Source organism: Brevundimonas sp. SL161 (genome assembly GCF_049896985.1).
Taxonomy (GTDB): Bacteria; Pseudomonadota; Alphaproteobacteria; order Caulobacterales; family Caulobacteraceae; genus Brevundimonas.
In genome coordinates, this window is the sequence record NZ_JAFCVJ010000029.1 from 1 (window position 1) to 20,794 (window position 20,794).

A 20,794-nucleotide genomic window follows, 5' to 3' on the forward strand; every position below is an offset into this window, starting at 1 on the left:
GATCCCAGATTTCAGCCCTCTGGGCCGCCGAGTAATAGATCCGTCGCCGCTGCTTCATGACCCACGCTCCATCTCCGAAGAAAAGCTAGCGTGTTGCGGTCACCGGTTGAGCCCACCGTTAAAAGCGGACGTGGTCATGTGTCGATGAAAAACGGACCGACGTAGCTCCATTGGATAGCGACAACGACGCCATCCCTCAGGCGGAGGGTGACAACTCCATTCTGCCAACTCGTATCGCGATAAAGCGCCTGCGCTTCCCCTACTAAAACTGGCTCATCGAGATACTGGCCGAATGGGTTTGGCTCATTGGACCAGCCCACCTTGTGGAAGGGTTTGCCGATGTTGCCCTGCTGTCTCAGGGCGCGATCAGCCGCGCTCCAAGTATCGCCGACGTCCACACCGAGTTTTCCGCCCTGCTCGATCGATCCGTGGGGCTGCCGAACAAGGATGGCGGTTCTCTCATCGAGCGGGCCGAACTTGGCCCACCCTGTCAAACCGACTGCCAAGGCCACCACACTCGCCAAGATGATCAGCCAAATCCTCATGGGACGAGACTAACGTCGCTACGGACAATGACAAACGAACGTCCGCAACGCCGATGCTAACGCTCTCATCTGTGACCGATTAACGCCCGATCAAGCCTGCCCTGCGACTGTCGAAGCAGGCTGAGTTGGAGCGACAGTCATGAAACGATTTCTGGTCAGCGCCGCCTTGCTGCTCGTCGGTGCCTGTCAACCTGATCCGACCCCAAGGATTGTGGGCGAGTGGACCCCCGTTAACATAGACGACTGTGGCTCTGAGGGGGCCACAGTCACGATCACAGATCGCGGCCTGACCTATCGTGCGGGAAGGTCAGAACTTGAACTCATCAAAATCGGAGGCATCACCCAAGTCGAGTCCTATGCAGACCTATCAGGGCGTTTTCGCCTGTATCCACCGGACCCCGACAAGATGTGGGGCGACGAGACCACCTTGCGGCTGGAAGTAACGGGCAATGAGGTTCGACCGATTGGTTTCGTGGAGAGCGATGGGACGATCCTTCAAATGGACAGCGGTATGCGACAGGTGTTGACCATGCGCCGTTGCCCCTGACGGGAAAGATAAGCGCCACCCCAAGAAGCGGACAGGCCGGGAGTCCGAGATGGGTCGAAAACGGATATTGGCAGGGAGCCGACAAGCGGACCTCCGTTACCACCGCCATCAGCGGACGCCGCTGACTTCTGCGAGGGGCGGACACCGGACAATGGCGATCTCGCTGACAGTGCGCATCCAGCTGACGGACGAGGGTGGAGACCCATCCGGAATGGTCAGCACCGGGATCTGTCTCGGCGATGCGCATGGCCTAACGACAGAGACCGCTCTTTTCGCGGAGCGACGATGCCTCGCTCACACGATAAATGCCGCAACCACCTGATATTGCAGCTGATATATTCCTTGTGACGCAATCAAGCGTCGAGGAAACACCATGCAGAACTATGCCGTCTCCACCTGGGCAGGTGATCGTCTTGTCGGCCACGAACCCCTAGTCGCCGAGTCCATCACCGAGGTGCGGGCCTTCGTTCAAGGCATGATTACCGAGCGGGTGCGGGATCATAAATCCATGCTCGCCCAGTTCGGGATCCGCTACGTGATCGAGCACGGCCACCGGACCCTTGAGGAACTGACCACGCATTCGCCGGCGAACCAGATCGGAACGTGGCATGTGGTGGACAAGCCCGCAGGCACGAGCCTGATCTGGCAACCGAACGAGCGCTACGACTCATAGGGTCAGACCCATCCTCCCCGTAGAAGCCGTCGTCGAGCTTAGCATCGCCGTGTGCCTTTCACTGCGACACAGCAGTGCGACACTGGAATGCGACACAAAGTGCGACACATCCTTCAGTGGAGGCCATTCAAGTCATTGTAATAAATGAATAAATGGGCCGGTGGCGGAGAGGGTGGGATTCGAACCCACGGTACCCGTAAAGGCACGCCGCATTTCGAGTGCGGTACATTCGACCACTCTGCCACCTCTCCGCGGGGCCGTAGGACGCTCGGTCGAAAGCGAGCGGCTTCTCTAATGGGGTCGGGGCCGGGCCGCAAGCGGGCGCGGACGATTTTCCGGATGTGGAGGATCTAGCGCAGGGCTGGCAGGGCGAGGCCGGGGGCCTGGCCGTCGCGCGGGCCGGCGCCGGTGAAGCGAAAGAGCTCGGCCGGGCGGCCTCCGGTCCCAGGGGACAGGCGGCCGGTGGGCTCGACCAGGCCGGTGCGTTCCACGCCGCGGCGGAAGTTCTGCTTGTGCAGGTTCAGGCCGACGACGGCCTCGGCAGCGGCCTGGAGCGCGGACAGGGTGAAGGTCGCGGGGGTCAGTTCGAAAAGGACCGGGCGGTACCGCAGCTTGCTGCGCAGCCGGCCCAGGCCGGTGGCGAGGATGCGGCGGTGATCGGAGGCCATCTGGCGGTCGAACAGGTCCAGCGGGGAGGCGTCGTCGCGGTCGCGCGCGGCCTCGGCGACCAGACCGGCCTCATAGAGGAGTTCGTAGCGTTCCAGCACGCGGGTCTCGTCCCAGCGGACGGAGGCGGACGGTGCGAACAGGGCTTCGATCCGGTCGACCCGGCGGGAATCGCCGCCGGCCCAGGTCGTCAAGCTGTTGACCATGTCGGTGGTCAGTTTGGTGGCGGGCGCACGGCGATCCTCCCACGGGAAGATTTCCAGCGCCGGGATCCAGCGGGCCCCGGACGGGGCCATGTCCACGGCCTCGGCGGTCAGGGCCAGATAGCCGACCGAGACTTCACGCTGGCGGTCGGGACCGGGGGTGGGGCGCGGCGCGGCGCGGCCTGCGTCGCCGAAGGTGTAGAGCTGTTCGACGAAGCCGAGGCCGAAGCCGGTCTGGGCGGTCACGAACGATCGCAGGGCCCGCTCGAAGGTGCGGTCCCCGGCCGGGTCGAACGGGCCGAACGGCAGGGCCAGTTTACTCTCCGGCGTCTCTGTGGTCAGGATGCAGAGGCGACCCGAGCGCAGCGCCATGACGACGGCGGACAGGCCGATGCGGACCCCGTGCTCGCCGCCCCAGGACATGGCGCTATTCCCTGTGCCAGGCCTCGGCGGCGGGCAGGATGCCCACGGCCTCGGCGAGGATGCGGTAGCGCTCCAGATAGTGCTGCTGGGCGACCGGAGCGGGCAGGGGATCGATGATCAGGTCATAGCCGGGTGGCGGTGGGCCGAAGAAACCGAGGGCTTCCTTCGCGCTGAACCCGGCCAACTGAGTGGCCTCGAAGAAGGCGCAGGCCTTGTCCGCGCTCTTGATCAGCTTCTTGATCCGGACTGGCGTCTTGGGCGGCAGGCCGAAGCGGACGTGGATGGCGTCTTCCAGCCGAGCCTCGAACGACTTGTAGCTGACGCCGAGCGCCGCCTTGAAGGGCGAGATCATGTCGCCGATGACGTATTCGGAGGCGTCATGGAGCAGGGCGGCGAGCCGCCATCTGGGCTCCAGACCCGGCTTGATGTGGGCGGCGATCTCCTCGACGACGCAGGAGTGCTGGGCGACGGAGAAGGCGTGCTCGCCGATGGTCTGGCCATTCCAGCGGGCGACGCGGGCCAGGCCGTGGGCGATATCCTCGATCTCGATGTCGAATGGCGAGGGATCCAGCAGGTCCAGGCGGCGGCCGGACAACATGCGCTGCCAGGCGCGCGGCGCCGGGGTCCTGGATGCACGAGGGGAGGGCGGAACGGCCAAGGCGGGTGATCCAATCGGCGAACGGCAGGTCAGGTGACCCATCCGGACTGCGGGATCAAGCTTGGGCGCGTTATTCGCCGACGTTCAGCGCGACCAGATCCTTGGCGGAATCGAACACGCCGTCGCTGTCGCGGTCCTTGGCGCGCACCGTGGCGATGACGATCGGACCGCCGACGGGGCCTCGCGCTTCAAAGCCGACCAGCCTCCAGCCCTCGTCGGCGGGCGTCCGGTCGGTCAGCATATAGGTGCGGCGCGTGGCCTCGCCGGGGGCGCGGGTGCGGATTTCCGCCGCGTCGTCGTGGGCCTGGACGCTCACGCTCTCGTCGGACGAGCTGATGTCCACCCTCTGGCTGCTGTCGTCCGCGTTGATGGAGAAGCCGCCGAAACGAACGCTGGCCTTGTCGCCCTCGGCGTCGACGCTCATTCCGGGCAGACGGACGCGGGCGCGGTCGCCCTCGGCGTCAATGGCCATGCCGGGAGCGCGGACGTGGGCGCTGTCGGCCGCCGAAGCGGCAGCGTCCGCCTCGACCGCCGCAACATCAGCGGCCACCGCCGCGACATCGGCCTGGACCCGGGCGTCATCGGCCGCGGACTGGGCGCGGGCCGCGTCGGCGGATGCGCGAAGTTCGGCGGTCGTGTGCGGCATGTCGGCGGCCAGGGTCGTCTCGAAGCGCTGCAGGACCGCATCGGCGGTCTGGTCCCTCAGGGTGACGAGTTGCAGTGTGACCTCGGCGCCGCGCGGGCCGCTGTAGAGGCAGGTGGCGCCGCCGGCGTGGGCCGTCCCCTTGCGGGTCAGGACGCCGATGGTCTCCGGGCACTGAAGGGTGTCGATGACCTTCAGCACCCCCTTGGGGCCGGAATCGGTCGTGGTCGTGGATATGCGCACGGATTCGCCGTCGCAGGCTGCCGTCATCAGGCTAGCGGTGCAGATGGTGGCGAGAAGCAGTCGCATCAACAGGTTCCTCTTCAGGCCTTCATCTTGAACAGTGGCCGGCACTATTCCAGTGAAATCGCGGTAATCGATCTGACGATATCTGTTCGTCACATGTCAGGAATGGGCCGTATCTCAAGCGCCGGGACGTGAGCCTTCGCGACGATTGAGGAAGGCCAGCCGCTCGAACAGATGCACATCCTGTTCGTTCTTCAGCAGGGCGCCGTGAAGCGGCGGGATCAGCTTGTTGGGGCTGGTCTCGCGCAGGGTCTCGAGCTGGACGTCGTCGACCATCAACAGCTTCAGCCAGTCCAGCAGTTCGGAGGTCGACGGCTTCTTCTTCAGGCCGGGCGTGTCGCGGATCTCGTAGAAGGTCTTCAGCGCCTCGGACACCAGCCGGGGTTTGATGCCGGGGAAGTGCACCGCGATGATCGCCTTCATCGTCTCGTCGTCGGGGAAGCGGATGTAGTGGAAGAAGCAGCGGCGCAGGAAGGCGTCGGGCAGTTCCTTCTCGTTGTTCGAGGTGATGACCACGATCGGCCGGACCTCGGCGCGGATGGTCTCGCCCGTCTCCTGGACGAAGAACTCCATCCGGTCGAGTTCCTGCAGCAGGTCGTTGGGGAACTCGATGTCGGCCTTGTCGATCTCGTCGATCAACAGGATCGGGCGGACGGGGGAGGTGAAGGCCTCCCACAGCTTGCCAGGCTTCAGGTAGTTGCGGACGTCGTGGACCCGTTCCTCGCCCAGCTGGCTGTCACGGAGGCGGCTGACGGCGTCGTATTCATAGAGGCCGTTGTGGGCCTTGGTCGTCGATTTGATGTGCCAGGTGATCAGCGGGGCGTTCAACGCCCTGGCCATTTCGTAGGCGAGGACGGTCTTGCCGGTGCCGGGCTCGCCCTTGATCAACAGGGGCCGTTCGAGGGCGACGGCAGCGTTGACCGCGATCTTGAGGTCCTGGGTGGCGATATAGTTCGAGGTGCCCTCGAACCGGTCGGTCGGCCGCGTCATCGGATGCTCCGTGGGTTCGGACCACGACTAGCCGATGGCGCGGCCGGTTAACAACGATCAGTTTCAGTTGATCCGTTTGGCCGAGACCGGGTCGCTGGCCGGGAAGGTTTCTTCCACGCCTTCGTCGAGGAGGGCTTCCTGGCGATCTTCGGCGTCGCCGTTTTTCTCTTTCAACTGGTCGGGCTTGCCTTCCAGACGCTCTGCGGAGCGGGCGTGCGGGGTGTCGGTATCAAGGTCGGGATCGCGCGGCCTTCCGGTGCCGTGGGGGGCGTCGGTCATTTTTCGTCTCCTACAGGGCCGTAGCCCAGGTCCTCGATATCGTCGTCGGACAGGGTCCTGGCCTCCCAGTGGGCTGCGCTGGCCTGCGCGCCCTGCACGTCCTCCATCAGGCCGGCATAGACCAGCTCCACCTCGCCCTGCCCGGGCTCGTCCGCGCCGAGGTCCGTCTCATTGATACGGGTTCCGTCGGCGCCGTACTGGGCGTCCGCCTCAGGGTCGACCCCATCGGCGCCGAGCGCGTCCTCGAGATTCTGATCGTCCTCGTCGAACTCCTCCTCGTCCGCGTCGCCATCGGCGAAGGTGACGTCGAGCACTTCTGGCATTTCCTCGAACGTCTTGAACTCGTTGGTGACGCCGCCGGTCTCCGAGGCGTCGTTGTTGTCTTCGTCGAAGACTTCGGACTGATCCTGATCGTCCAAATCTGGCATGGCCGCCTCCCTGTGTGAGAGATCAACGCCGTGGCTTTGCCGTGCGTTCCGTCCGGAGAGTCTGGACGAATTTCAGGATGACGAAACGGACGAAACGACTGGTCTGGTGAGGGAAATCAGAGGCTTGCGGCCAGTCGGTCTGCCCGGCGGACAGGATTACCGGAATTGGCGGTCCGGACGGCGTTACGGATTGTCAAAGACCGTTTGGGGGATAGTGTACGACAGGTTTGAGGGGAGCCTGCGATAAAGGCTCTAAATTGAGCCGGGGGTTGTTTTCAGAGACGAAATCGGACGATCCGTTGATGGGTATTGCCTTGTCGTCATTAAAAACCGTGCATGAGCGCGAAGGCGGGGAGGCACGAAAATCCAGTTACGTTACGTGAGCTCCCTCTTCCCCATGGGAAAGGGCAGGAGGTCAGCCCACCTCTGCCTCCAGCGCCGCCCGCACTGCCGCGATCGCCCTCGGCCAGCCATCGAAGCCGCCGGTCGCGAAGGTGCGGACGCGCGGATAGAAGGGGTAGCGGTCTGTGTTCAGCAGGTGCCAGTCGTCCGCAGCATGGATCAGCCAGGTCCGCGCTCCGGTCGCCGCCGCCAGGTTGGTGCCGGCGATGCCGGGACCGATGACGAGGTCCAGCGCGTTGGATAGGGCGGCAAGGTCGTCCAGGTCGTCCTTCAGATTGATCGGCGGGGTCCAGATCTTCACCCCGGCGGCTTCGGCGGCGGCGAGATCCTCGGTCACGTCACCGCACTGCAGGTTGACCATGACGCAGCCGGGCGTGGTCAGGACCGGCTCCCAGCGCTCGAAGCTGGAGAAGTAGCGGGCGCGCACGCCGGTGAGAACGAGGCTCTTCCAGTGCAGGCCGATCTTCAGGCCCGGGCCAAGCGCTTCCAGTTCGCTCTTCCAGTGGGCAACCCGCGCGGGGTCGGGCGTCAGATAGCCGTCGCGGTCCGGGAAGGCGGCCAGGCTCTGGCGATAGACGGCGCTGAGGCTGGCCATCGGTGTCCAGCAGTCGGCCTTGCCGTCAGTCTCCGCGACCTCCTCCATGAAGGGGCAGTAGCGGGTCAGGCGGCCCTCGATCCGTACCGCCCGGTGCCCGCCGACCACGGCGGTCGGGAGGGAGCGCTGGTATAGATCGACCAGGCGGGGTTCGACGGCGATGAAGACCTTGCCCTCCGGGCCGACCGCTTCGATCACGTCGGGCAGGCAGGTCCCGAACACCATCTCGTCGGCGATGCCCTGTTCGCCAACAACAAGAAGCCGCTTGCCGCGAATGTCCTCGGTCTCCGGATCCCACCGTGCAGCATCCACCACGACGTGCATCGCCTCGGGCATTTCCGGATCCAGCCGGACTTCGTAGGCGTCGAACCCCTCCTTGAGCCGGCCCAGGCCCAGCAGGGTCATGGCCCGCGCCATCCGCATCATGGCGTGCTCGTAGGGGGTCTCGGCGCCCTTCAGGGCTTCATCCAGATCGTCCAGAGCCTCTGCAGGCCGACCCAGTGGCTGGAGGACGTTGGCGCGATTGTAGCGCGCCTTGGCGAAGGCCGGGTCGATCCGCAGCGCCTCATCGAAGAAGGTCAGGGATTCCTTCATCTGGCCCTGGTCGCTGAGGACCGTACCGAGCGTGTTCCACAGCGTCGGATTGGTCTGCTCGATCTGGATCAGTTCTCGCAGGGCGTCGATGGCTTCCTGGTAGCGTTTCTGGTCGCGCAGGACGCAGGCCAGGTTGTTGGTGCCCTCGATATGGCCGGGTTCGATCAGCAGGAATTTCCGCAGCAGCTTCTCTGCGATGTCGAGGTGGCCGAGACGCTGGGCGAGGCGGGCCAGATCGTGGGCGATGTTCGCATCCTCGGGCCGGATGCGGAGCGCCGCGTCGTAGGCGTTCAGCGCTTCGGACAGGTGACCGGCCTTCTCACGGCAGATCGCCAGGACGTGCCAGGCCAGACCGTTCCTTCCATCCGTCTGGAGGATCGCCAGGCAGCGGCGCGCGCCGGCGTCATAGTCGCCGACCCGGATCGAGGCGAGGGCCGCCTTCAGCGATTCGATCGTCTTCTTCTGAGCCTTGAGGGTGGATCCCTTGCGGTCGGCGAGCGCGTGCGACAGGCGCCTGATCGCGGCGGGGGAGGCGGCGTCGCCGGCCGATCCCTGGGCCATCGGCATATGACCCAGGGCCAGTTCGGAGGGCGAGGGATCGACGACGGGCATGGCGGGTCTCGGCGCGGGAGAAGGGCTGATAAGGGGCAATACGGCCGCGCTCTAGAACACATGGTTAACTACGGCTGTTTAGCCTGCGGCAGTCACCGCCCGGCTATGTCGGAATCAAGCGGATGCAGGAGGGCGCCGATGCCGTTGAAACTTTCCTTGAAGCCGGGGGAGAAATTCGTCCTGAACGGAGCCGTCGTGCAGAACGGCGACCGACGCGGCGTGCTGATTCTGCAGAACAAGGCCTCGGTCCTGCGCGAGAAGGACATCATGCAGCTGGAGGACGTCACCACGCCCGCCAAGCGCATCTATTTCCCGGTCATGATGATGTACCTGGACGAAAGCTCCGCACCCAAGGTCTACGACGAGTTCGTCACCCGCCTGACCGAGTTCATGAGCGCCACGCGCAACCCGGCCGTCATGGTCGACTGCGTCGCGGCGTCGAAGCACGTGATGGCGCGCGAATACTACAAGGCCCTGATGAGCGCGCGGAAGATCGTCGACTACGAGGAAAGCCTGACCTGATGTTGAAGGCCTATGCCCAGGCGTCGACGCGTACCGAGACGCCGCGCGAGATGGAATACCGCCTGTTCGGACAGGTCACGCGCGCGCTGATGCACGCCGCAACCGTCGACATGAGCGACGTGAAGACCCGCATCGACGCCCTGGACTGGAACCGTCGCCTCTGGTCGGTTCTGGCCACCGACTGCTCCGATTCCGACAACCAGCTGAACAATCCGCTGAAGGCCCAGATCATCTCGATCAGCCTGTTCGTCGGCCGCCATTCCTCGGCCGTCATGCGCGGCGAAGAGGATTTCGAGCCCCTGATCGATATCAACCGTTCGATCATGCAGGGCCTGGCCCCGCAAGCTACGCCCGCGCCCTAGAGCCTGATCGGCGAAGGTGGAATCGCTTCGCGATTCCTCTGATGCCGTGAATAAGGCTCCAGATCCAGGTGAGAGCATGATTCACGCTTCATGTAGGACCCGCGAAGCGGGTACACCAGAAACGATCATGCTCCAGGACCCGTTCGGGTCGGCAAAGTAGGGCGCTGACTGGCGGGAAATTGCCGGGCGCCGCGAAGGCCGGATAACTTTCCCAATCCTTTCAATCTGATCGGCCCGGCGCGGTCCTTGCGAGACCGCGCGCAGGACCAGAACCGGTTCAACGGCCAGAAGGCCGCTCCCCCGACCAGAATGGAAGGACTCTACCATGGCCAACTCGGTCAATACGAACCTTGGCGCGCTCGTCGCGCTGCAGAACCTGAACGCCACCAACGCCGATCTGGCGATGACCCAGACCCGGATTAACACCGGGAAAAAGGTCTCCAGCGCCAAGGATAACGGGGCCATCTGGGCGATCGCCCAGGGTCAGCGGGCCGACATCGGCGCCCTGGGGGCGGTGAAATCCTCGCTCGACCGCGGCATATCGGCGGTGGACGTGGGACTGGCGGCCGGCGAGAGCATCTCGGATCTCTTGCTGCAACTGAAGGAGAAGGCACTGGCGGCGACTGACAAGTCGCTGACGACGGCATCAAGGAAGGCGCTGAACGAGGACTTCAAGTCCATCCGCGACCAGATCAACACGGTTGCCGGAAACGCCGACTTCAACGGGATCAACCTCTTGAAGACCGGCGCGACCGGCTTCCAGGCTCTGGCCAACGCGGCGGGCACGAGCTCGCTGACTGTCACCCCCGAGGTGCTGTCGCTGGGTTCGACGAACGTCACCGTTGCGACGACCACGACCATCGGCACCTCGACCCTGGCCGCCACGGCTCTGGGTCTGGTGAACGCCTCGATCGACAACGTGTCCTCCGCGCTCGCGCGTCTGGGCACCAAGTCGAAGGCTCTGGAGACCCACCGCACCTTCGTCGGGAAACTGACGGACGCACTGGAATCCGGGGTGGGCAATCTGGTGGATGCCGACCTGGCGAAGGAAAGCGCCAAGCTCCAGTCGCTGCAGACGAAGCAGCAACTCGGGGTCCAGGCGCTGGGCATCGCCAACCAGGCGCCTCAAATCCTGCTGTCGCTGTTCAGAAGCTGAGTAAGCGTACAGGACGCCGGGGATTTCGCTCCCCGGCGTTTTGCTTTTCGGAGCGCCATCGCCCGGCTTGGCGAGCCTCACTGATCGAGCGTGGGTTGGGTCGTCTCTCGCTGCTTGAGCGTGGCGATCACGAAATGCGGAGGGGGGCTTTGCGAAAGCTCCGAACCACCCCTACCTTCAACCTCCCTGTTCAACAGTCGAAAGGAGGTGATCAAGTGATCTCATTGTCCCAAACCCGTACGGTGACCGAAGCTTGGTCCTCTTGCGAGGTCCGGGCCTGATCCTTTCAGGCTGCTAAGGTCCGACCGTAACGCGGTCAGACAATGAGGCCCGCCGGATTCCTCCGGCGGGCCTTTTTGTTTGCCTGTGTCGCTCTACCGCTCGACGCGCGGCGTCTCGCTGCCTGAGCTAGGAGAAGAGCCCCTGAACCCCGTGGCCCACGCTCAGGAACCAGCCGGCGCTGGCGAGGAACAGGCGGGAGATCAGCTCCCAGGCGGCCCAGACGAAGATGCAGAAGCCGGCGACGCCCAGCCAGGCGACGCCGATCAGGACCCCGTCACGCTGCATCAGGCCGAAGCCGAACAGGGCCACGAACAGGGACGGGAACAGGTTGCCGCCGAAGATCGGTAGCATGACGATGAGAGTCAGCAAGGTCGTGACGACCCCGATCACGACCTCGGCGATTTCGCTGCTCATGAAATCGAGCCTCGGTCTGGACAGTCTCTCCACGAACTGGAGCGGCTTGCGCACCTTGCCGATGGTGGCGCGATAGTTCTCACGCGGCAGGCTGGATTTCAGCGCCCATCGGGGCATCCAGAGCTGATCGCGGCGAATGACCAGCTGCAGGCAGATCAGCAGCATGGGCGCGCCAAGGATCGTGGTCGAGCCGGGGATGGGGGAGGCGATGGCGTTGATCAGGCCGAAGAAGACCATCAGGGCACCGAAGCCCCGCTCTCCGAAGGCGTTCACCAGCTCGCCGAGATAGAGCTTCGGATCGTCCTTGGCCCCGATGTCGTCGAGCACCCGGGAGAAGGGCCGGTGGTCGCTCTGAAAATCGTAGTCGGGCATCAGAGATGGGCTCGGCGAGGGGTTATGACGATCTATGCACGCAGGCGACGAACCGCCACTTAACATTCCGAAAGAACTAGACGATCCGACCGAACCAATCGAACCCGGCGGTGAAGCCTGCGACGACAAGGGTCCAGGCGAGGATGAGGACGGCCACCGTGACGCCTGTCATGATCCAGCCCAGCAGTACCGCCAGGCCGTCCCGCTGCATGATGCCGAGAGAGAAGAAGCCGATCGCCACGGCCGGGATCAGGTTTCCTCCAAAGACGGGCAGGACGAGTATGGCGGACAGGCACAGGCAGGCGAGGCCGATCAGGCCCTGACCCAGACGCCCGGTCAGGAAATACAGACGCGGCCGCGACAGGGCCTCCGAGAAGCGGATGATCTTCATCAGCCGGCCACTGAGGGTGCGGAACCTGTCCCGCTTGACCGACGCCCCTCCGAGCCATCGGGGCAGCCACAGCCTGTCCCGGCCCCAGGCCAGCTCTGCGGACAGGAACAGCAGGGGCGCACCGGTCAGTGTCGTGCCGCCGGGCGGCCAGGGCAGCATGTTGACGATGGCGAACAGCAGCATGACGGCGCCGAAGGCCCGTTCGCCGAACGCCTCGACGATCTCGCCGAGATGCAGCCTCTCGCCGCCGTGCGCGCCCATCCGCTCCAGCGTATCGGAGAAGCGGCGGGGGCGGCCGGTCGAGGTCTCCGTCAGGCTCATGAGGCGACCTTAGAGCCCGAAGGCGACGGTTTCGAGCGGATCAATTGCGGCGCCTGGTCGACAGGGCTGCGCCGGCGGCCGTTTGCCGGGCTGCGGATTTGGCGGGGATGAGTGCGTCTTCTTCCCCGGAAGGAAGTCGACGCCAGCAAGGGAGGTTCCCGCCTAGCGGATCTGGTGGACCTCGACGTCCGCCGACACCCGGTCCCAGTTTCGATCGGCCGTAAGAACCGGCAGTGACAAGGTGGCGGCCAGAGCCAGACAGGCGCGGTCTCCCAGCGGCAGACCTGCGGTCCTCGTCTTCTCCCGCAACAGTCCGGCGCGGACAGCCGTCTGTGCGTCGAATGGGACTACGGTCAGCCCGAGCGCCTCGACCATTGAGAGGGCCTGCCGGTCCGAAAACTCAAGGTCGAGCAATCGGGTTCCCACTTCTGTCAGATTGACCGAGCTGATCAGCCGGCCGGCGCGCAGATCCGCCAACCGCTCACCGCCCGTTTCGCCCTTCAATGCCGCCAGCACCACCGAGGCGTCGATGACCGCCCTATTCACGCGCGGGTTCGGCGCGCCGATCGGCGATGAACTTTCCAACGACATCCATGTCGGCCGGTACGCGTTGTGCGAACATCTTGCGAGCACGGGCGAGGGCGTCGGACGCGGATGTTACGTTCACCGATCCCGCTGTCTTCACGAAAACGAGTTGATCGCCGGATGCGAAGCCCAGCTCGTGAACCAGCTGAGGCGTCAGGACGGCAGATCCGCCCGGGCCGACATTCACCGCCCAGCGACCGTCGCCGAGATCGTGTGCCGCAAGCTGATGATCGAACTCAACGGCCATCTCTGACAGGCCCAGAAGCGCCGCAGCCGAGACCTCGCCGTTGGTCGCGTCTTCGATACGCTTCGCCAATGTAATCGACGGTCTTCGCTGGCCGCTGCGAATAGAACTGAGGGTTCCAGCGCCGAGCCCCAATCGTCTTGCAAGCTCGGCCTGCCTGCCGCGCCTGCGTGAGAGATACTGGTCGAGGTTTGCCACTTGCGAACTAAAGGCTTGCCAAAGTTTGCGCGCAACTTACGACCCCAGCAGCTCCCGTCCGATCAGGAACCGCCGGATCTCGTTGGTGCCGGCGCCGATGTCGTACAGCTTCGCGTCGCGGACCAGCCGCTCGACGGGCCATTCCTTGGTGTAGCCGGCGCCGCCGAGGGCCTGGACGGCCTCCAGCGAGACCTTCACCGCGTTCTCGGAGGCGAGGAGGATGGCGCCGGCGGCGTCATAGCGGGTGGTCTTGCCGGCGTCGCAAGCCCTGGCGACGGCGTAGACATAGGTTCTGGCCGAGTTCAGGGCGACATACATGTCGGCCACCTTGGCCTGCATCAGCTGGAAGGAGCCGATGGCCTTGCCGAACTGTTTCCGCTCGCGAACGTAGGGCAGGACGACGTCCAGCGCCGCCTGCATGATGCCCAGCGGACCCGCCGCCAGCACCGCCCGCTCGTAGTCCAGGCCGCTCATCAGCACGCCGGCGCCGCCGCCGACGGGGCCCATGACATTCTCTTCCGGGACCTCGCAGTCCTCGAACACCAGTTCGGCGGTGTCCGAGCCGCGCATGCCCATCTTGTCCAGCTTCTTGGAGACGCTGAAGCCTTTCATGCCCTTCTCGATCAGGAAGGCGGTGACGCCGCCATTGCCCTCGCCGGTACGGGCGTAGACGACGAGCGTCTCGGCGTGCGGGGCGTTGGTGATCCAGAATTTCGTGCCGTTGAGGACGTAGCGATCGCCGTCCTTACGGGCCTGGGTGCGCATCGACATGACGTCGGAGCCCGATCCGGCCTCGGACATGGCCAGGGAGCCGACGTGTTCGCCGCTGATCAGCTTGGGCAGGTATCTGCGCTTCTGCGCGTCGCTGCCCCAGCGGCGGATCTGGTTGACGCAGAGGTTGGAGTGGGCCCCGTAGCTGAGGCCGATCGAGGCGGAGGCGCGGGAGACTTCTTCCATCGCCACGACGTGCTCGAGGTAGCCCATGCCGAGGCCGCCGTCCTCTTCGGGAACGGTGATACCGTGCAGACCCAGCTCGCCCATCTCGGGCCACAGGTCGCGGGCGAAGGTGTTGGTCTCGTCAATCTCGGCGGCCCTAGGGGCCAGGCGGTCGGCGGCCCAGCGGGCCGTGGTCTCGCGGATCATGTCGGCGTTCTCGCCGAGGCCGAATTCCATTGATTGGGGTGCGTTCGGAATGCTCATGGCGAGCGGCGTAGCACGATCCCTACCGGGGTGGGGAGGGGGTCTCAGTCCCCGCCGGGCAGACCGAAGCGACGGTAGAGGTTGATCGACGACACGCCGACGCAAGCCAGGCCGATCAGGGCCAGGACCCAGCCGATCAGGGTCAGTTCGTTGCCGCCGGACTGTTCCGCCGCGCGGCGGAAGGCCGCCATTGAGGCACCGAACGAGACCAGGCCCACGCCGCCCATGAAGATGAAGGGGCCGGTCTCGCTCCAGTCGAAACGGGCCGGAGCCTCCATCTCGATTTCGTGGCGCATGATCGAGCCGCCGCCATAAGTCAGGGTCAGGTCGTCGCCGAACAGATTGCTATCCGAGGCGTCAGGTGCGCCGCGTTGCTCGGGCGTCCACAGGGGACGTTCCATGGCGGGTTCGGGCGCATCCTCCAGCGGGGTCAGCACCAGTTCGGCGACCGGGGCCGGATTGACGACGACGGTTTCGACCGGAACAGCCGACAACTCGGCGATCGCCGCGATTTGATCGTTGTAGGGTGCGGTCTCTACAGCCTCGGGCACGGTCGTTTCGACCGCAGGCTCGGTCTTGCGGACCTCGGGCCCGGTGGGTTCCTCGCGGACCGTCGCCGCCTGCAGGAAGGGCAGGGGGCCGATCATCACGGAGCTGTAGGGCGCGTAACGGGTCGCGTTCAGGATCACGGTATCGACGACCGGCGCGGGGGTGGACGTCGGCTCCGGGGCGGTCCCGGTCTCGACCTTGGGAGCGGTTTCGATATCCGGTTCGGGAGCCAGTTGTTCGTCGCTCGGCGGCTCACCAGTCGGCTCCGGCGAGACGGCATCCGTCTCGGGCGGATCAGCGGCCGAAGGGTTGTCGTTGGAGGGCGCCGGCGGCGCATCGGTCTCGACAATGCGCGCGGTCGATTCGCCCAGCAGGGCGGCGACGGCGGCGGCCCGCGGGTCGACCGGAGCGGAGACGTCCCCGCCGGCGCCCGGGACCGGCTCGGGTCCGCTCAGGGCTTCGGTCCGGGACTCGACCTTCGGCTCGTCGAAGGGAACGACGATGGCGGGAAGAGGCAGGGGGGCGGACAGCAGGTCGGACAGAGCGACCGGCGTCAAAGGGTTGGCCACGAACAGGGCACGCTCGGCGGCGCGGCGGCGCAGGGCGGTCTCCGGCAGGGCGGGCTCGGGCCAGCCCATCATGGCGTCAGCAGCCTCGCCGGGCGCGCCGGCGTTGAGCCGCTGGCGGACGTCGGAACCGGCGAAACGATCGACGCCGACCGAGAAGGCGAAGCTCACGAGGGCGTCGAACTGATGCTGGTTCAGGTCGCCGGGGACAGCCTCATTGACCGACGCCTCGACGGGCAGGAGGTCGTAGCGCAGCAGCAGTTCGGCGTCGGATTCCGACACCGAGGCGCCCTCGCGGGCTGACAGGGTGTGGCCGTAGCCGATGATCCAGCCGCCTTCGGCGCGCTGGATCGCCCGGGGCCGGAAACCCTCGAAACTCTTGATCAGCACGATCCCCTCGCGGGAGACCTTGAGATTCTGCCTGGCTGCGTCGGACACCGGTAATGACCCAAATCGAGACAGGGCGCGGTCGCCCCACGGGGGAGGGAGCAAGGGTCGCGCCGTTCGACTTCGTTCTTACAACAGGACGATGGTCGCGAGGCCCAGGAAGATCAGGAACCCGAAGAAATCGGTCGTCGCCGTGACGAAAACGGCGGACGAGACAGCCGGGTCGAACTTCAGCTTGGACAGGGTCAATGGCGTCAGGACTCCGACAGTCGCGGCGACGACCAGGTTCAGCACCATGGCCGTGCCGATGACCAGTCCGATCTTCCAGTCCTCGTCCCGGAACCATAGCGCCGTGGCCAGGCCGATCAGCGGGGCGAGGATCAAGCCGTTGGCCAGGCCCACGACCAGTTCGCGCATGAAGGTCCTGGGCGCGTTCGAGCTGTTCAGTTCGCGCGTCGCCAAGGCCCGTACGGTCACCGTCAGCGCCTGCGTCCCTGCGTTACCCCCGATGGCCGAGACGATCGGCATGAGAATGGCCAGGGCGACGATCTGCTGGATGGTGCCTTCGAACCAGCCGATGACGCTGGCGCCGATGACGGCGGTGATCAGGTTGATGGCCAGCCAGGGCACGCGGCCGCGCACGATCTCGGTGACGGAAGACCCGCGATCCTCGTCCTGAACACCGGCGAGGCGGAGGATGTCCTCGCGGTTCTCTTCCTGGATGATGTTGACGATGTCATCGACGGTGATCTGACCGACCAGACGGCCAGCCGCATCGACGACCGGCGCCGAGATCAGGTGATATTTCTCGAAGACATAGGCGACCTCTTCCTGGTCGGTGTCGGCGGCGATGGCGTTCACCGACTCCATCAGGTCCGACAGCTTCACGGTCCGCGCGGCGCGCAACAGGCCGCTGATGGGGATGCCGCCGACCGGGCGGTTAAGCGGATCGACGACATAGATGTCGAAGAACAGCTCGGGCAGGTCCTCACCCTGGGCCCGGACGTGATCGATGGTGTCGCCGACGCTCCAGAACAGGGGTGCGGCCATGACCTCGCGCTGCATCAGGCGGCCGGCGGAGTCCTCCGCATAGCCCAGCGAGCTTTCGATCGCGGCGCGGTCGGTCGCCGGCATGGCGGCCAGCACCTTCTCGCGCTGGTCATCCTCCAGGTCCTCGACAACGGCGGCGGCGTCGTCGGAATCCAGTTCCTGCAGCGCTTCGGCCAGCGTGCCCGGGGCGACGCGTTCCAGCACCTCTTCGCGGATGCCGTCGTCGAGCTCCGGCAAGGTCTCGGCCAGCAGTTCGGGCGGCAGCCACAGGACCACGACGCCACGATGCTCGGCGGTCAGGAAACCCATCAGGTCCGCGACGTCTGCGGGGTGCAGGTCTTCCAGCAGGGAACGCAGCCGTATCCCGTCGCCGTCGTCGGCGGCATCGACCACCTTCTCCACGAAGGACGCTGTCAGGACATAGTCCTCGTCCAGCGCCTCGTGGTCTTCGTTGACGTCGGGATCGAGAGTGGCGGTTCGTTCGCTCACGCGGGGGCCTCCCTCTCTCGATGTGAATCAGCCTGGTAGTGCCGGATTCTTAGTCCCTAGTCTGATGGTGCGGTCGAGAAGACTCGAACTTCCACGGGTTGCCCCACAGCGACCTCAACGCTGCGCGTCTACCAATTCCGCCACGACCGCTCGCATCGGAGGGGGGCTGATAGCGGAGAGATAAAGCGGCGTCTAGGCCGAGCCGGCCATGAAGTCGTAGAGGTCGGCGGGGCGGGTGACGGTGATGGCGATCCGGTCTTCGCGAATTTCGATCTGGCCGCGGGCGACGGGGTGGTTGTTGGCGAGGATCCAGACCTCGTCGTGTTCGGAGGCGTCGAGCGGAATCACGGCGCCACGGCCCATCTTCAGGAGCTGGGACATAGGCAGCACGGAGCGGCCCAGCACGATGGACAGCTCGACATCGACGGCTTCGATCTGGCTCAAGGGATCTCCGGATACGCTGGAGGGTACTGGCGGCGGAACTTGCATTGGCGGCCCTCACGCTCACATTGAGGCCATCATGCTTGCCGAGCCGTTAAGCGCCGCCGTTTCCTCGCTGATCCGCCCCGACGGTCGTCCCGTCGAATGGGTGATCGAGCCCGGCTATGTTCCCTACGAGGACGCTGTCGCCGAGATGGAGGCCCGCGTCACCCTGATCGCAGCCGGCGAGGCGGCCGAGCGGGTCTGGCTGCTCGAGCATCCGCCGCTCTATACGGCGGGCGTTTCGGCGAAGGACGACGACCTGATCGATGTCGGGCGCTTCCCGGTCCACCGGACGGGGCGGGGCGGGCAGTTCACCTATCATGGGCCGGGCCAGAGGGTGGCCTATGTCATGCTGGACCTGAACCAGCGGGGCAGGGACGTGCGCGGCTTCGTGCGCGGTCTGGAGCAATGGCTGATCGGGGCGCTCGGCGAGCTCGGCGTCGCGGCCGATGTGCGCGAGGGACGGGTCGGGGTCTGGGTCGTCCCTGATAGCCGCTCCCCGTCTTCGCGGATGACAAGCGGAGAGGCCAAGATCGCCGCGATCGGCGTCAAGGTCAGGAAATGGGTCAGCTTCCACGGCATCAGCCTGAACGTCGAGCCCGATCTGGATCATTTCAGCGGCATTGTGCCATGCGGAATCGCCGAGCACGGGGTGACCAGTCTGCGGGACCTGGGCGTGCCCGGGACGATGGACGAAGCGGATGCGGCCCTGAAGACAAGTTTCGTCCGTGTCTTCGGAGTGGTCGAAAATGATGCTGCCGCCGACATGCGCTCTTAACGTTGAAGCTGTATTCTGACGCTGGTCAGGGTTGAGTCGCGTGAGGGGGGCTGCATGGATGGAATGATGGCGGTGTTCGCGCCTCAGACGCGCCCTGTGGCCGGCGCCGAACTGTCGACGTTCTTCGACGTCACCCTGGACATGCTGGTCATCCGCGACCTGGACGGCACGATCCTGAAGGTCAGCAGGTCGTGGGAAACCCATCTCGGCTGGCGCGCCGAGGAGCTGGAAGGGACGCAATTGCTGCGTCTGGTCCACCCGGATGACCTGCCGGCGACGCGAGAGAGCGTGGTCGAGGTGGAAAACCGCGTGGCCGGCGATCCCGTCCTGGGCCAGGTCAACCGCTACCGGCACCGAAACGGCGGCTATCGCACCCTGGAATGGCGCGCCCACCGGTTCGACGACCGGATCTACGGCGTGGCCCGCGAAGTCACCGACCGGGTCGCAGCCGATCAGGCCTTGATCGAGGCCAAGACCGCGGCCGAGGCAGCCAGCCGGGCCAAGTCCGATTTCCTGGCCAATATGAGCCATGAGATCCGCACCCCGCTGAACGGGGTCATCGGGATCGTCGATTCCCTGCGCCGCACGGAATTGAGCCCCGAACAGCGCGAGATGGTCGACCTGATCCAGGGCGCCGGGGTGACGCTGGAGCGGCTGGTTTCAGACATCCTGGACGTGTCCAAGATCGAGGCCGGCCAGTTGGACTTCGAATCCCGCCAGTTCGATCTTGGCGAGGCCCTGGCCGGGATCATCGACCTGTCACACAATCGCGCCGCCGAAAAGGGGCTGATGTTCGAGGAACGCCAAGGCTCTGGCGCGCGCGGCGTCTTCATGGGCGACAGCACCCGCATCGGCCAGATCATCAACAACCTGTTGTCCAACGCGGTCAAGTTTACCTCAGAGGGTTCTGTCACCGTCGACTGGGATGTGAGCGGCGACGAGGTCGGCGAGGGCGTCCTGACCTTCATCGTGTCCGACACCGGCGTAGGGTTCGACGCTGCTACAGGCGCGACCCTGTTCCAGCGATTCAACCAGGCCGACACCTCCATCACCCGGCGGTTCGGCGGCACGGGACTGGGCCTGTCTATCTGCCGGTCCCTGGCCGAGTTGATGGGCGGGGTGGTCGAGGCGCGGTCCTGTCCTGGCGAGGGCTCGACCTTCACCCTGACCCTGCCCTTGCAGCGCGTGGTGGCGCTCGAGGAGTACGACGGCCTGGCCGCCCCGGTCGCAACGGGGCCGGTTCCCCTCTATCTGCCCGAGCGGTCGCTGCGGGTCCTGCTGGCCGAGGACCATCCGACCAACCAGCGGGTGGTTCAGCTGATCCTGGGCTCGGCGGGGGCGGAGGTGGTCACAGTCGAGAACGGCGCCCTGGCCGTGGAGGCCGTGGCGCGGTCGCGCTTCGACGTCATCCTGATGGACATGCAGATGCCGGTCATGGACGGCCTGACCGCGACCCGCGCGATCCGCATGGCCGAGCGTGGTGGGCTGCGGACCCCGATTATTATGCTGAGCGCCAACGCCATGGCCCAGCACCGCTATGAGGCGCTGGCGGCGGGGGCGGACCTGCACGTGGCCAAGCCGGTGACGGCGGCGAGCCTGCTGGCCGGGATCGCCCAGGCGGTGGTGGAGTAGGGGGCGGTGAGCGGTCTCGCCCAATGTCCGACGGGGGTGGGTCACGTTGAAGAAGCCCGGCGACGCGATCAAATGTCTCCGGCGCTCAGGTTGTTGTAGGTATTTCTACATATTCTGGAATTGTGATTTTTACAGGAAATGGAAAGCATCATTTCTTGATGAACAAAAAAAGTCTCCAAGACCGATTTTAAATCGGCGAAACGGCAGCCCTAACCCTCGCCATATTGATTGTCGTTGCTTCACTGATCT

23 protein-coding genes and 2 tRNA genes are annotated in these 20,794 nt (G+C 65.3%); 7 read left to right on the forward strand and 18 right to left on the reverse strand.

Going from position 1 to position 20,794, the window contains the following annotated elements:
- Positions 1-134 precede the first annotated feature (134 nt).
- The gene (locus ACP7AU_RS15030) at positions 135-545 is read right to left on the reverse strand and encodes a hypothetical protein (RefSeq protein ID WP_426051932.1); all 411 of its coding nucleotides are present in this window, start codon (positions 543-545) and stop codon (positions 135-137) included.
- 139 nt (positions 546-684) lie between these two features.
- Here ACP7AU_RS15030 and ACP7AU_RS15035 point away from each other — a divergent pair, with 139 nt between their 5' ends.
- The gene (locus ACP7AU_RS15035; protein WP_426051933.1) at positions 685-1,092 is read left to right on the forward strand and encodes a hypothetical protein; all 408 of its coding nucleotides are present in this window, start codon (positions 685-687) and stop codon (positions 1,090-1,092) included.
- Positions 1,093-1,465: 373 nt separating this feature from the next.
- A complete protein-coding gene (locus ACP7AU_RS15040) occupies positions 1,466-1,765 on the forward strand; it encodes a hypothetical protein (protein ID WP_426051934.1) in 300 nt (99 codons plus the stop codon).
- A 161-nt stretch (positions 1,766-1,926) separates the two neighbouring features.
- Here ACP7AU_RS15040 and ACP7AU_RS15045 read toward each other — a convergent pair.
- From ACP7AU_RS15045 to ACP7AU_RS15080, 8 genes are all read right to left on the reverse strand, one after another.
- Positions 1,927-2,016 (reverse strand) — tRNA-Ser (locus ACP7AU_RS15045).
- 99 nt (positions 2,017-2,115) lie between these two features.
- Positions 2,116-3,057: an NUDIX hydrolase gene (locus ACP7AU_RS15050; protein WP_426051935.1), complete on the reverse strand. Its 942-nt coding sequence runs from the start codon at positions 3,055-3,057 to the stop codon at positions 2,116-2,118.
- A 4-nt stretch (positions 3,058-3,061) separates the two neighbouring features.
- Positions 3,062-3,655 carry a YfbR-like 5'-deoxynucleotidase gene (locus ACP7AU_RS15055; protein ID WP_426036035.1) on the reverse strand — a complete coding sequence of 198 codons (594 nt, stop codon included), beginning with the start codon at positions 3,653-3,655 and terminating at the stop codon, positions 3,062-3,064.
- Between the two features lie 130 nt (positions 3,656-3,785).
- A complete protein-coding gene (locus ACP7AU_RS15060; RefSeq protein ID WP_426034884.1) occupies positions 3,786-4,667 on the reverse strand; it encodes a methyltransferase type 11 in 882 nt (293 codons plus the stop codon).
- 114 nt (positions 4,668-4,781) lie between these two features.
- Positions 4,782-5,654 (reverse strand): AAA family ATPase, encoded by an 873-nt coding sequence (locus tag ACP7AU_RS15065; protein ID WP_426034886.1) that lies wholly within the window; start codon positions 5,652-5,654, stop codon positions 4,782-4,784.
- A gap of 63 nt (positions 5,655-5,717) precedes the next feature.
- Positions 5,718-5,933, reverse strand: coding sequence for a hypothetical protein (locus ACP7AU_RS15070; RefSeq protein WP_426051936.1), 216 nt, complete (start codon positions 5,931-5,933; stop codon positions 5,718-5,720).
- Positions 5,930-6,361 carry a hypothetical protein gene (locus tag ACP7AU_RS15075; protein ID WP_426034890.1) on the reverse strand — a complete coding sequence of 144 codons (432 nt, stop codon included), beginning with the start codon at positions 6,359-6,361 and terminating at the stop codon, positions 5,930-5,932. The genes ACP7AU_RS15070 and ACP7AU_RS15075 overlap by 4 nt, the downstream gene beginning before the upstream one ends.
- 415 nt (positions 6,362-6,776) lie before the next feature.
- A complete protein-coding gene (locus tag ACP7AU_RS15080) occupies positions 6,777-8,564 on the reverse strand; it encodes a tetratricopeptide repeat protein (protein ID WP_426051937.1) in 1,788 nt (595 codons plus the stop codon).
- A gap of 138 nt (positions 8,565-8,702) precedes the next feature.
- Here ACP7AU_RS15080 and flbT point away from each other — a divergent pair, with 138 nt between their 5' ends.
- The 3 genes from flbT to ACP7AU_RS15095 all read left to right on the forward strand — a co-directional run bounded on the left by flbT (position 8,703) and on the right by ACP7AU_RS15095 (position 10,604).
- On the forward strand, positions 8,703-9,086 hold the full coding sequence (gene flbT / locus ACP7AU_RS15085; RefSeq protein ID WP_425987607.1) for a flagellar biosynthesis repressor FlbT: 384 nt from the start codon (positions 8,703-8,705) through the stop codon (positions 9,084-9,086).
- Complete coding sequence (gene flaF, locus ACP7AU_RS15090) at positions 9,083-9,448, forward strand: flagellar biosynthesis regulator FlaF (protein ID WP_425987647.1); 366 nt, start codon at positions 9,083-9,085, stop codon at positions 9,446-9,448. The genes flbT and flaF overlap by 4 nt, the downstream gene beginning before the upstream one ends.
- 325 nt (positions 9,449-9,773) lie before the next feature.
- Positions 9,774-10,604 carry a flagellin gene (locus tag ACP7AU_RS15095; protein WP_426034894.1) on the forward strand — a complete coding sequence of 277 codons (831 nt, stop codon included), beginning with the start codon at positions 9,774-9,776 and terminating at the stop codon, positions 10,602-10,604.
- Between the two features lie 408 nt (positions 10,605-11,012).
- Here the strand turns inward: ACP7AU_RS15095 and ACP7AU_RS15100 are convergent, their stop codons facing one another.
- The 9 genes from ACP7AU_RS15100 to ACP7AU_RS15140 form a co-directional block, all read right to left on the reverse strand.
- Complete coding sequence (locus ACP7AU_RS15100) at positions 11,013-11,672, reverse strand: exopolysaccharide biosynthesis protein (RefSeq protein ID WP_426034896.1); 660 nt, start codon at positions 11,670-11,672, stop codon at positions 11,013-11,015.
- Between the two features lie 76 nt (positions 11,673-11,748).
- Complete coding sequence (locus ACP7AU_RS15105; RefSeq protein WP_426034898.1) at positions 11,749-12,384, reverse strand: exopolysaccharide biosynthesis protein; 636 nt, start codon at positions 12,382-12,384, stop codon at positions 11,749-11,751.
- Positions 12,385-12,546: 162 nt separating this feature from the next.
- Positions 12,547-12,930, reverse strand: coding sequence for a type II toxin-antitoxin system VapC family toxin (locus ACP7AU_RS15110; RefSeq protein WP_426034900.1), 384 nt, complete (start codon positions 12,928-12,930; stop codon positions 12,547-12,549).
- Positions 12,923-13,411 carry a helix-turn-helix domain-containing protein gene (locus ACP7AU_RS15115; RefSeq protein ID WP_426034902.1) on the reverse strand — a complete coding sequence of 163 codons (489 nt, stop codon included), beginning with the start codon at positions 13,409-13,411 and terminating at the stop codon, positions 12,923-12,925. Before ACP7AU_RS15115 ends, ACP7AU_RS15110 begins: the two co-directional genes overlap by 8 nt.
- A 36-nt stretch (positions 13,412-13,447) precedes the next feature.
- Complete coding sequence (locus ACP7AU_RS15120; RefSeq protein ID WP_426051938.1) at positions 13,448-14,611, reverse strand: isovaleryl-CoA dehydrogenase; 1,164 nt, start codon at positions 14,609-14,611, stop codon at positions 13,448-13,450.
- A 44-nt stretch (positions 14,612-14,655) separates the two neighbouring features.
- The gene (locus ACP7AU_RS15125) at positions 14,656-16,164 is read right to left on the reverse strand and encodes a glycoside hydrolase family protein (protein WP_426051939.1); all 1,509 of its coding nucleotides are present in this window, start codon (positions 16,162-16,164) and stop codon (positions 14,656-14,658) included.
- Positions 16,165-16,242: 78 nt separating this feature from the next.
- Positions 16,243-17,652 carry a magnesium transporter gene (mgtE, locus tag ACP7AU_RS15130; RefSeq protein ID WP_426034908.1) on the reverse strand — a complete coding sequence of 470 codons (1,410 nt, stop codon included), beginning with the start codon at positions 17,650-17,652 and terminating at the stop codon, positions 16,243-16,245.
- A 65-nt stretch (positions 17,653-17,717) separates the two neighbouring features.
- A tRNA-Leu gene (locus tag ACP7AU_RS15135) sits at positions 17,718-17,802 on the reverse strand.
- Between the two features lie 42 nt (positions 17,803-17,844).
- Entirely contained in the window at positions 17,845-18,096 is a 252-nt protein-coding gene (locus ACP7AU_RS15140; protein WP_425987590.1) for a FliM/FliN family flagellar motor switch protein, read from the reverse strand.
- A 76-nt stretch (positions 18,097-18,172) separates the two neighbouring features.
- On the opposite strand from ACP7AU_RS15140, the gene lipB reads away from it, so the two are divergent.
- Together lipB and ACP7AU_RS15150 are read left to right on the forward strand one after the other, a co-directional pair.
- Positions 18,173-18,913 carry a lipoyl(octanoyl) transferase LipB gene (lipB, locus tag ACP7AU_RS15145; protein ID WP_426034910.1) on the forward strand — a complete coding sequence of 247 codons (741 nt, stop codon included), beginning with the start codon at positions 18,173-18,175 and terminating at the stop codon, positions 18,911-18,913.
- Positions 18,914-18,967: 54 nt separating this feature from the next.
- Positions 18,968-20,545 (forward strand): ATP-binding protein, encoded by a 1,578-nt coding sequence (locus ACP7AU_RS15150; protein WP_426034912.1) that lies wholly within the window; start codon positions 18,968-18,970, stop codon positions 20,543-20,545.
- The last annotated feature ends 249 nt before the right edge of the window (positions 20,546-20,794 follow it).

Bases quoted from the DNA above. Each gene is read 5' to 3' on its own strand.
- ACP7AU_RS15030 (WP_426051932.1), bottom strand. From the start codon at position 545: ATGAGGATTTGGCTGATCATCTTGGCGAGTGTGGTGGCCTTGGCAGTC.
- ACP7AU_RS15075 (WP_426034890.1), bottom strand. From the start codon at position 6,361: ATGCCAGATTTGGACGATCAGGATCAGTCCGAAGTCTTCGACGAAGAC.
- ACP7AU_RS15065 (WP_426034886.1), bottom strand. From the start codon at position 5,654: ATGACGCGGCCGACCGACCGGTTCGAGGGCACCTCGAACTATATCGCC.
- lipB (WP_426034910.1), top strand. From the start codon at position 18,173: ATGCTTGCCGAGCCGTTAAGCGCCGCCGTTTCCTCGCTGATCCGCCCC.
- ACP7AU_RS15050 (WP_426051935.1), bottom strand. From the start codon at position 3,057: ATGTCCTGGGGCGGCGAGCACGGGGTCCGCATCGGCCTGTCCGCCGTC.
- ACP7AU_RS15035 (WP_426051933.1), top strand. From the start codon at position 685: ATGAAACGATTTCTGGTCAGCGCCGCCTTGCTGCTCGTCGGTGCCTGT.
- ACP7AU_RS15095 (WP_426034894.1), top strand. From the start codon at position 9,774: ATGGCCAACTCGGTCAATACGAACCTTGGCGCGCTCGTCGCGCTGCAG.
- flbT (WP_425987607.1), top strand. From the start codon at position 8,703: ATGCCGTTGAAACTTTCCTTGAAGCCGGGGGAGAAATTCGTCCTGAAC.
- ACP7AU_RS15040 (WP_426051934.1), top strand. From the start codon at position 1,466: ATGCAGAACTATGCCGTCTCCACCTGGGCAGGTGATCGTCTTGTCGGC.
- ACP7AU_RS15055 (WP_426036035.1), bottom strand. From the start codon at position 3,655: ATGTTGTCCGGCCGCCGCCTGGACCTGCTGGATCCCTCGCCATTCGAC.
- ACP7AU_RS15105 (WP_426034898.1), bottom strand. From the start codon at position 12,384: ATGAGCCTGACGGAGACCTCGACCGGCCGCCCCCGCCGCTTCTCCGAT.
- ACP7AU_RS15150 (WP_426034912.1), top strand. From the start codon at position 18,968: ATGGATGGAATGATGGCGGTGTTCGCGCCTCAGACGCGCCCTGTGGCC.
- ACP7AU_RS15070 (WP_426051936.1), bottom strand. From the start codon at position 5,933: ATGACCGACGCCCCCCACGGCACCGGAAGGCCGCGCGATCCCGACCTT.
- ACP7AU_RS15100 (WP_426034896.1), bottom strand. From the start codon at position 11,672: ATGCCCGACTACGATTTTCAGAGCGACCACCGGCCCTTCTCCCGGGTG.
- ACP7AU_RS15060 (WP_426034884.1), bottom strand. From the start codon at position 4,667: ATGCGACTGCTTCTCGCCACCATCTGCACCGCTAGCCTGATGACGGCA.
- ACP7AU_RS15120 (WP_426051938.1), bottom strand. From the start codon at position 14,611: ATGAGCATTCCGAACGCACCCCAATCAATGGAATTCGGCCTCGGCGAG.
- ACP7AU_RS15080 (WP_426051937.1), bottom strand. From the start codon at position 8,564: ATGCCCGTCGTCGATCCCTCGCCCTCCGAACTGGCCCTGGGTCATATG.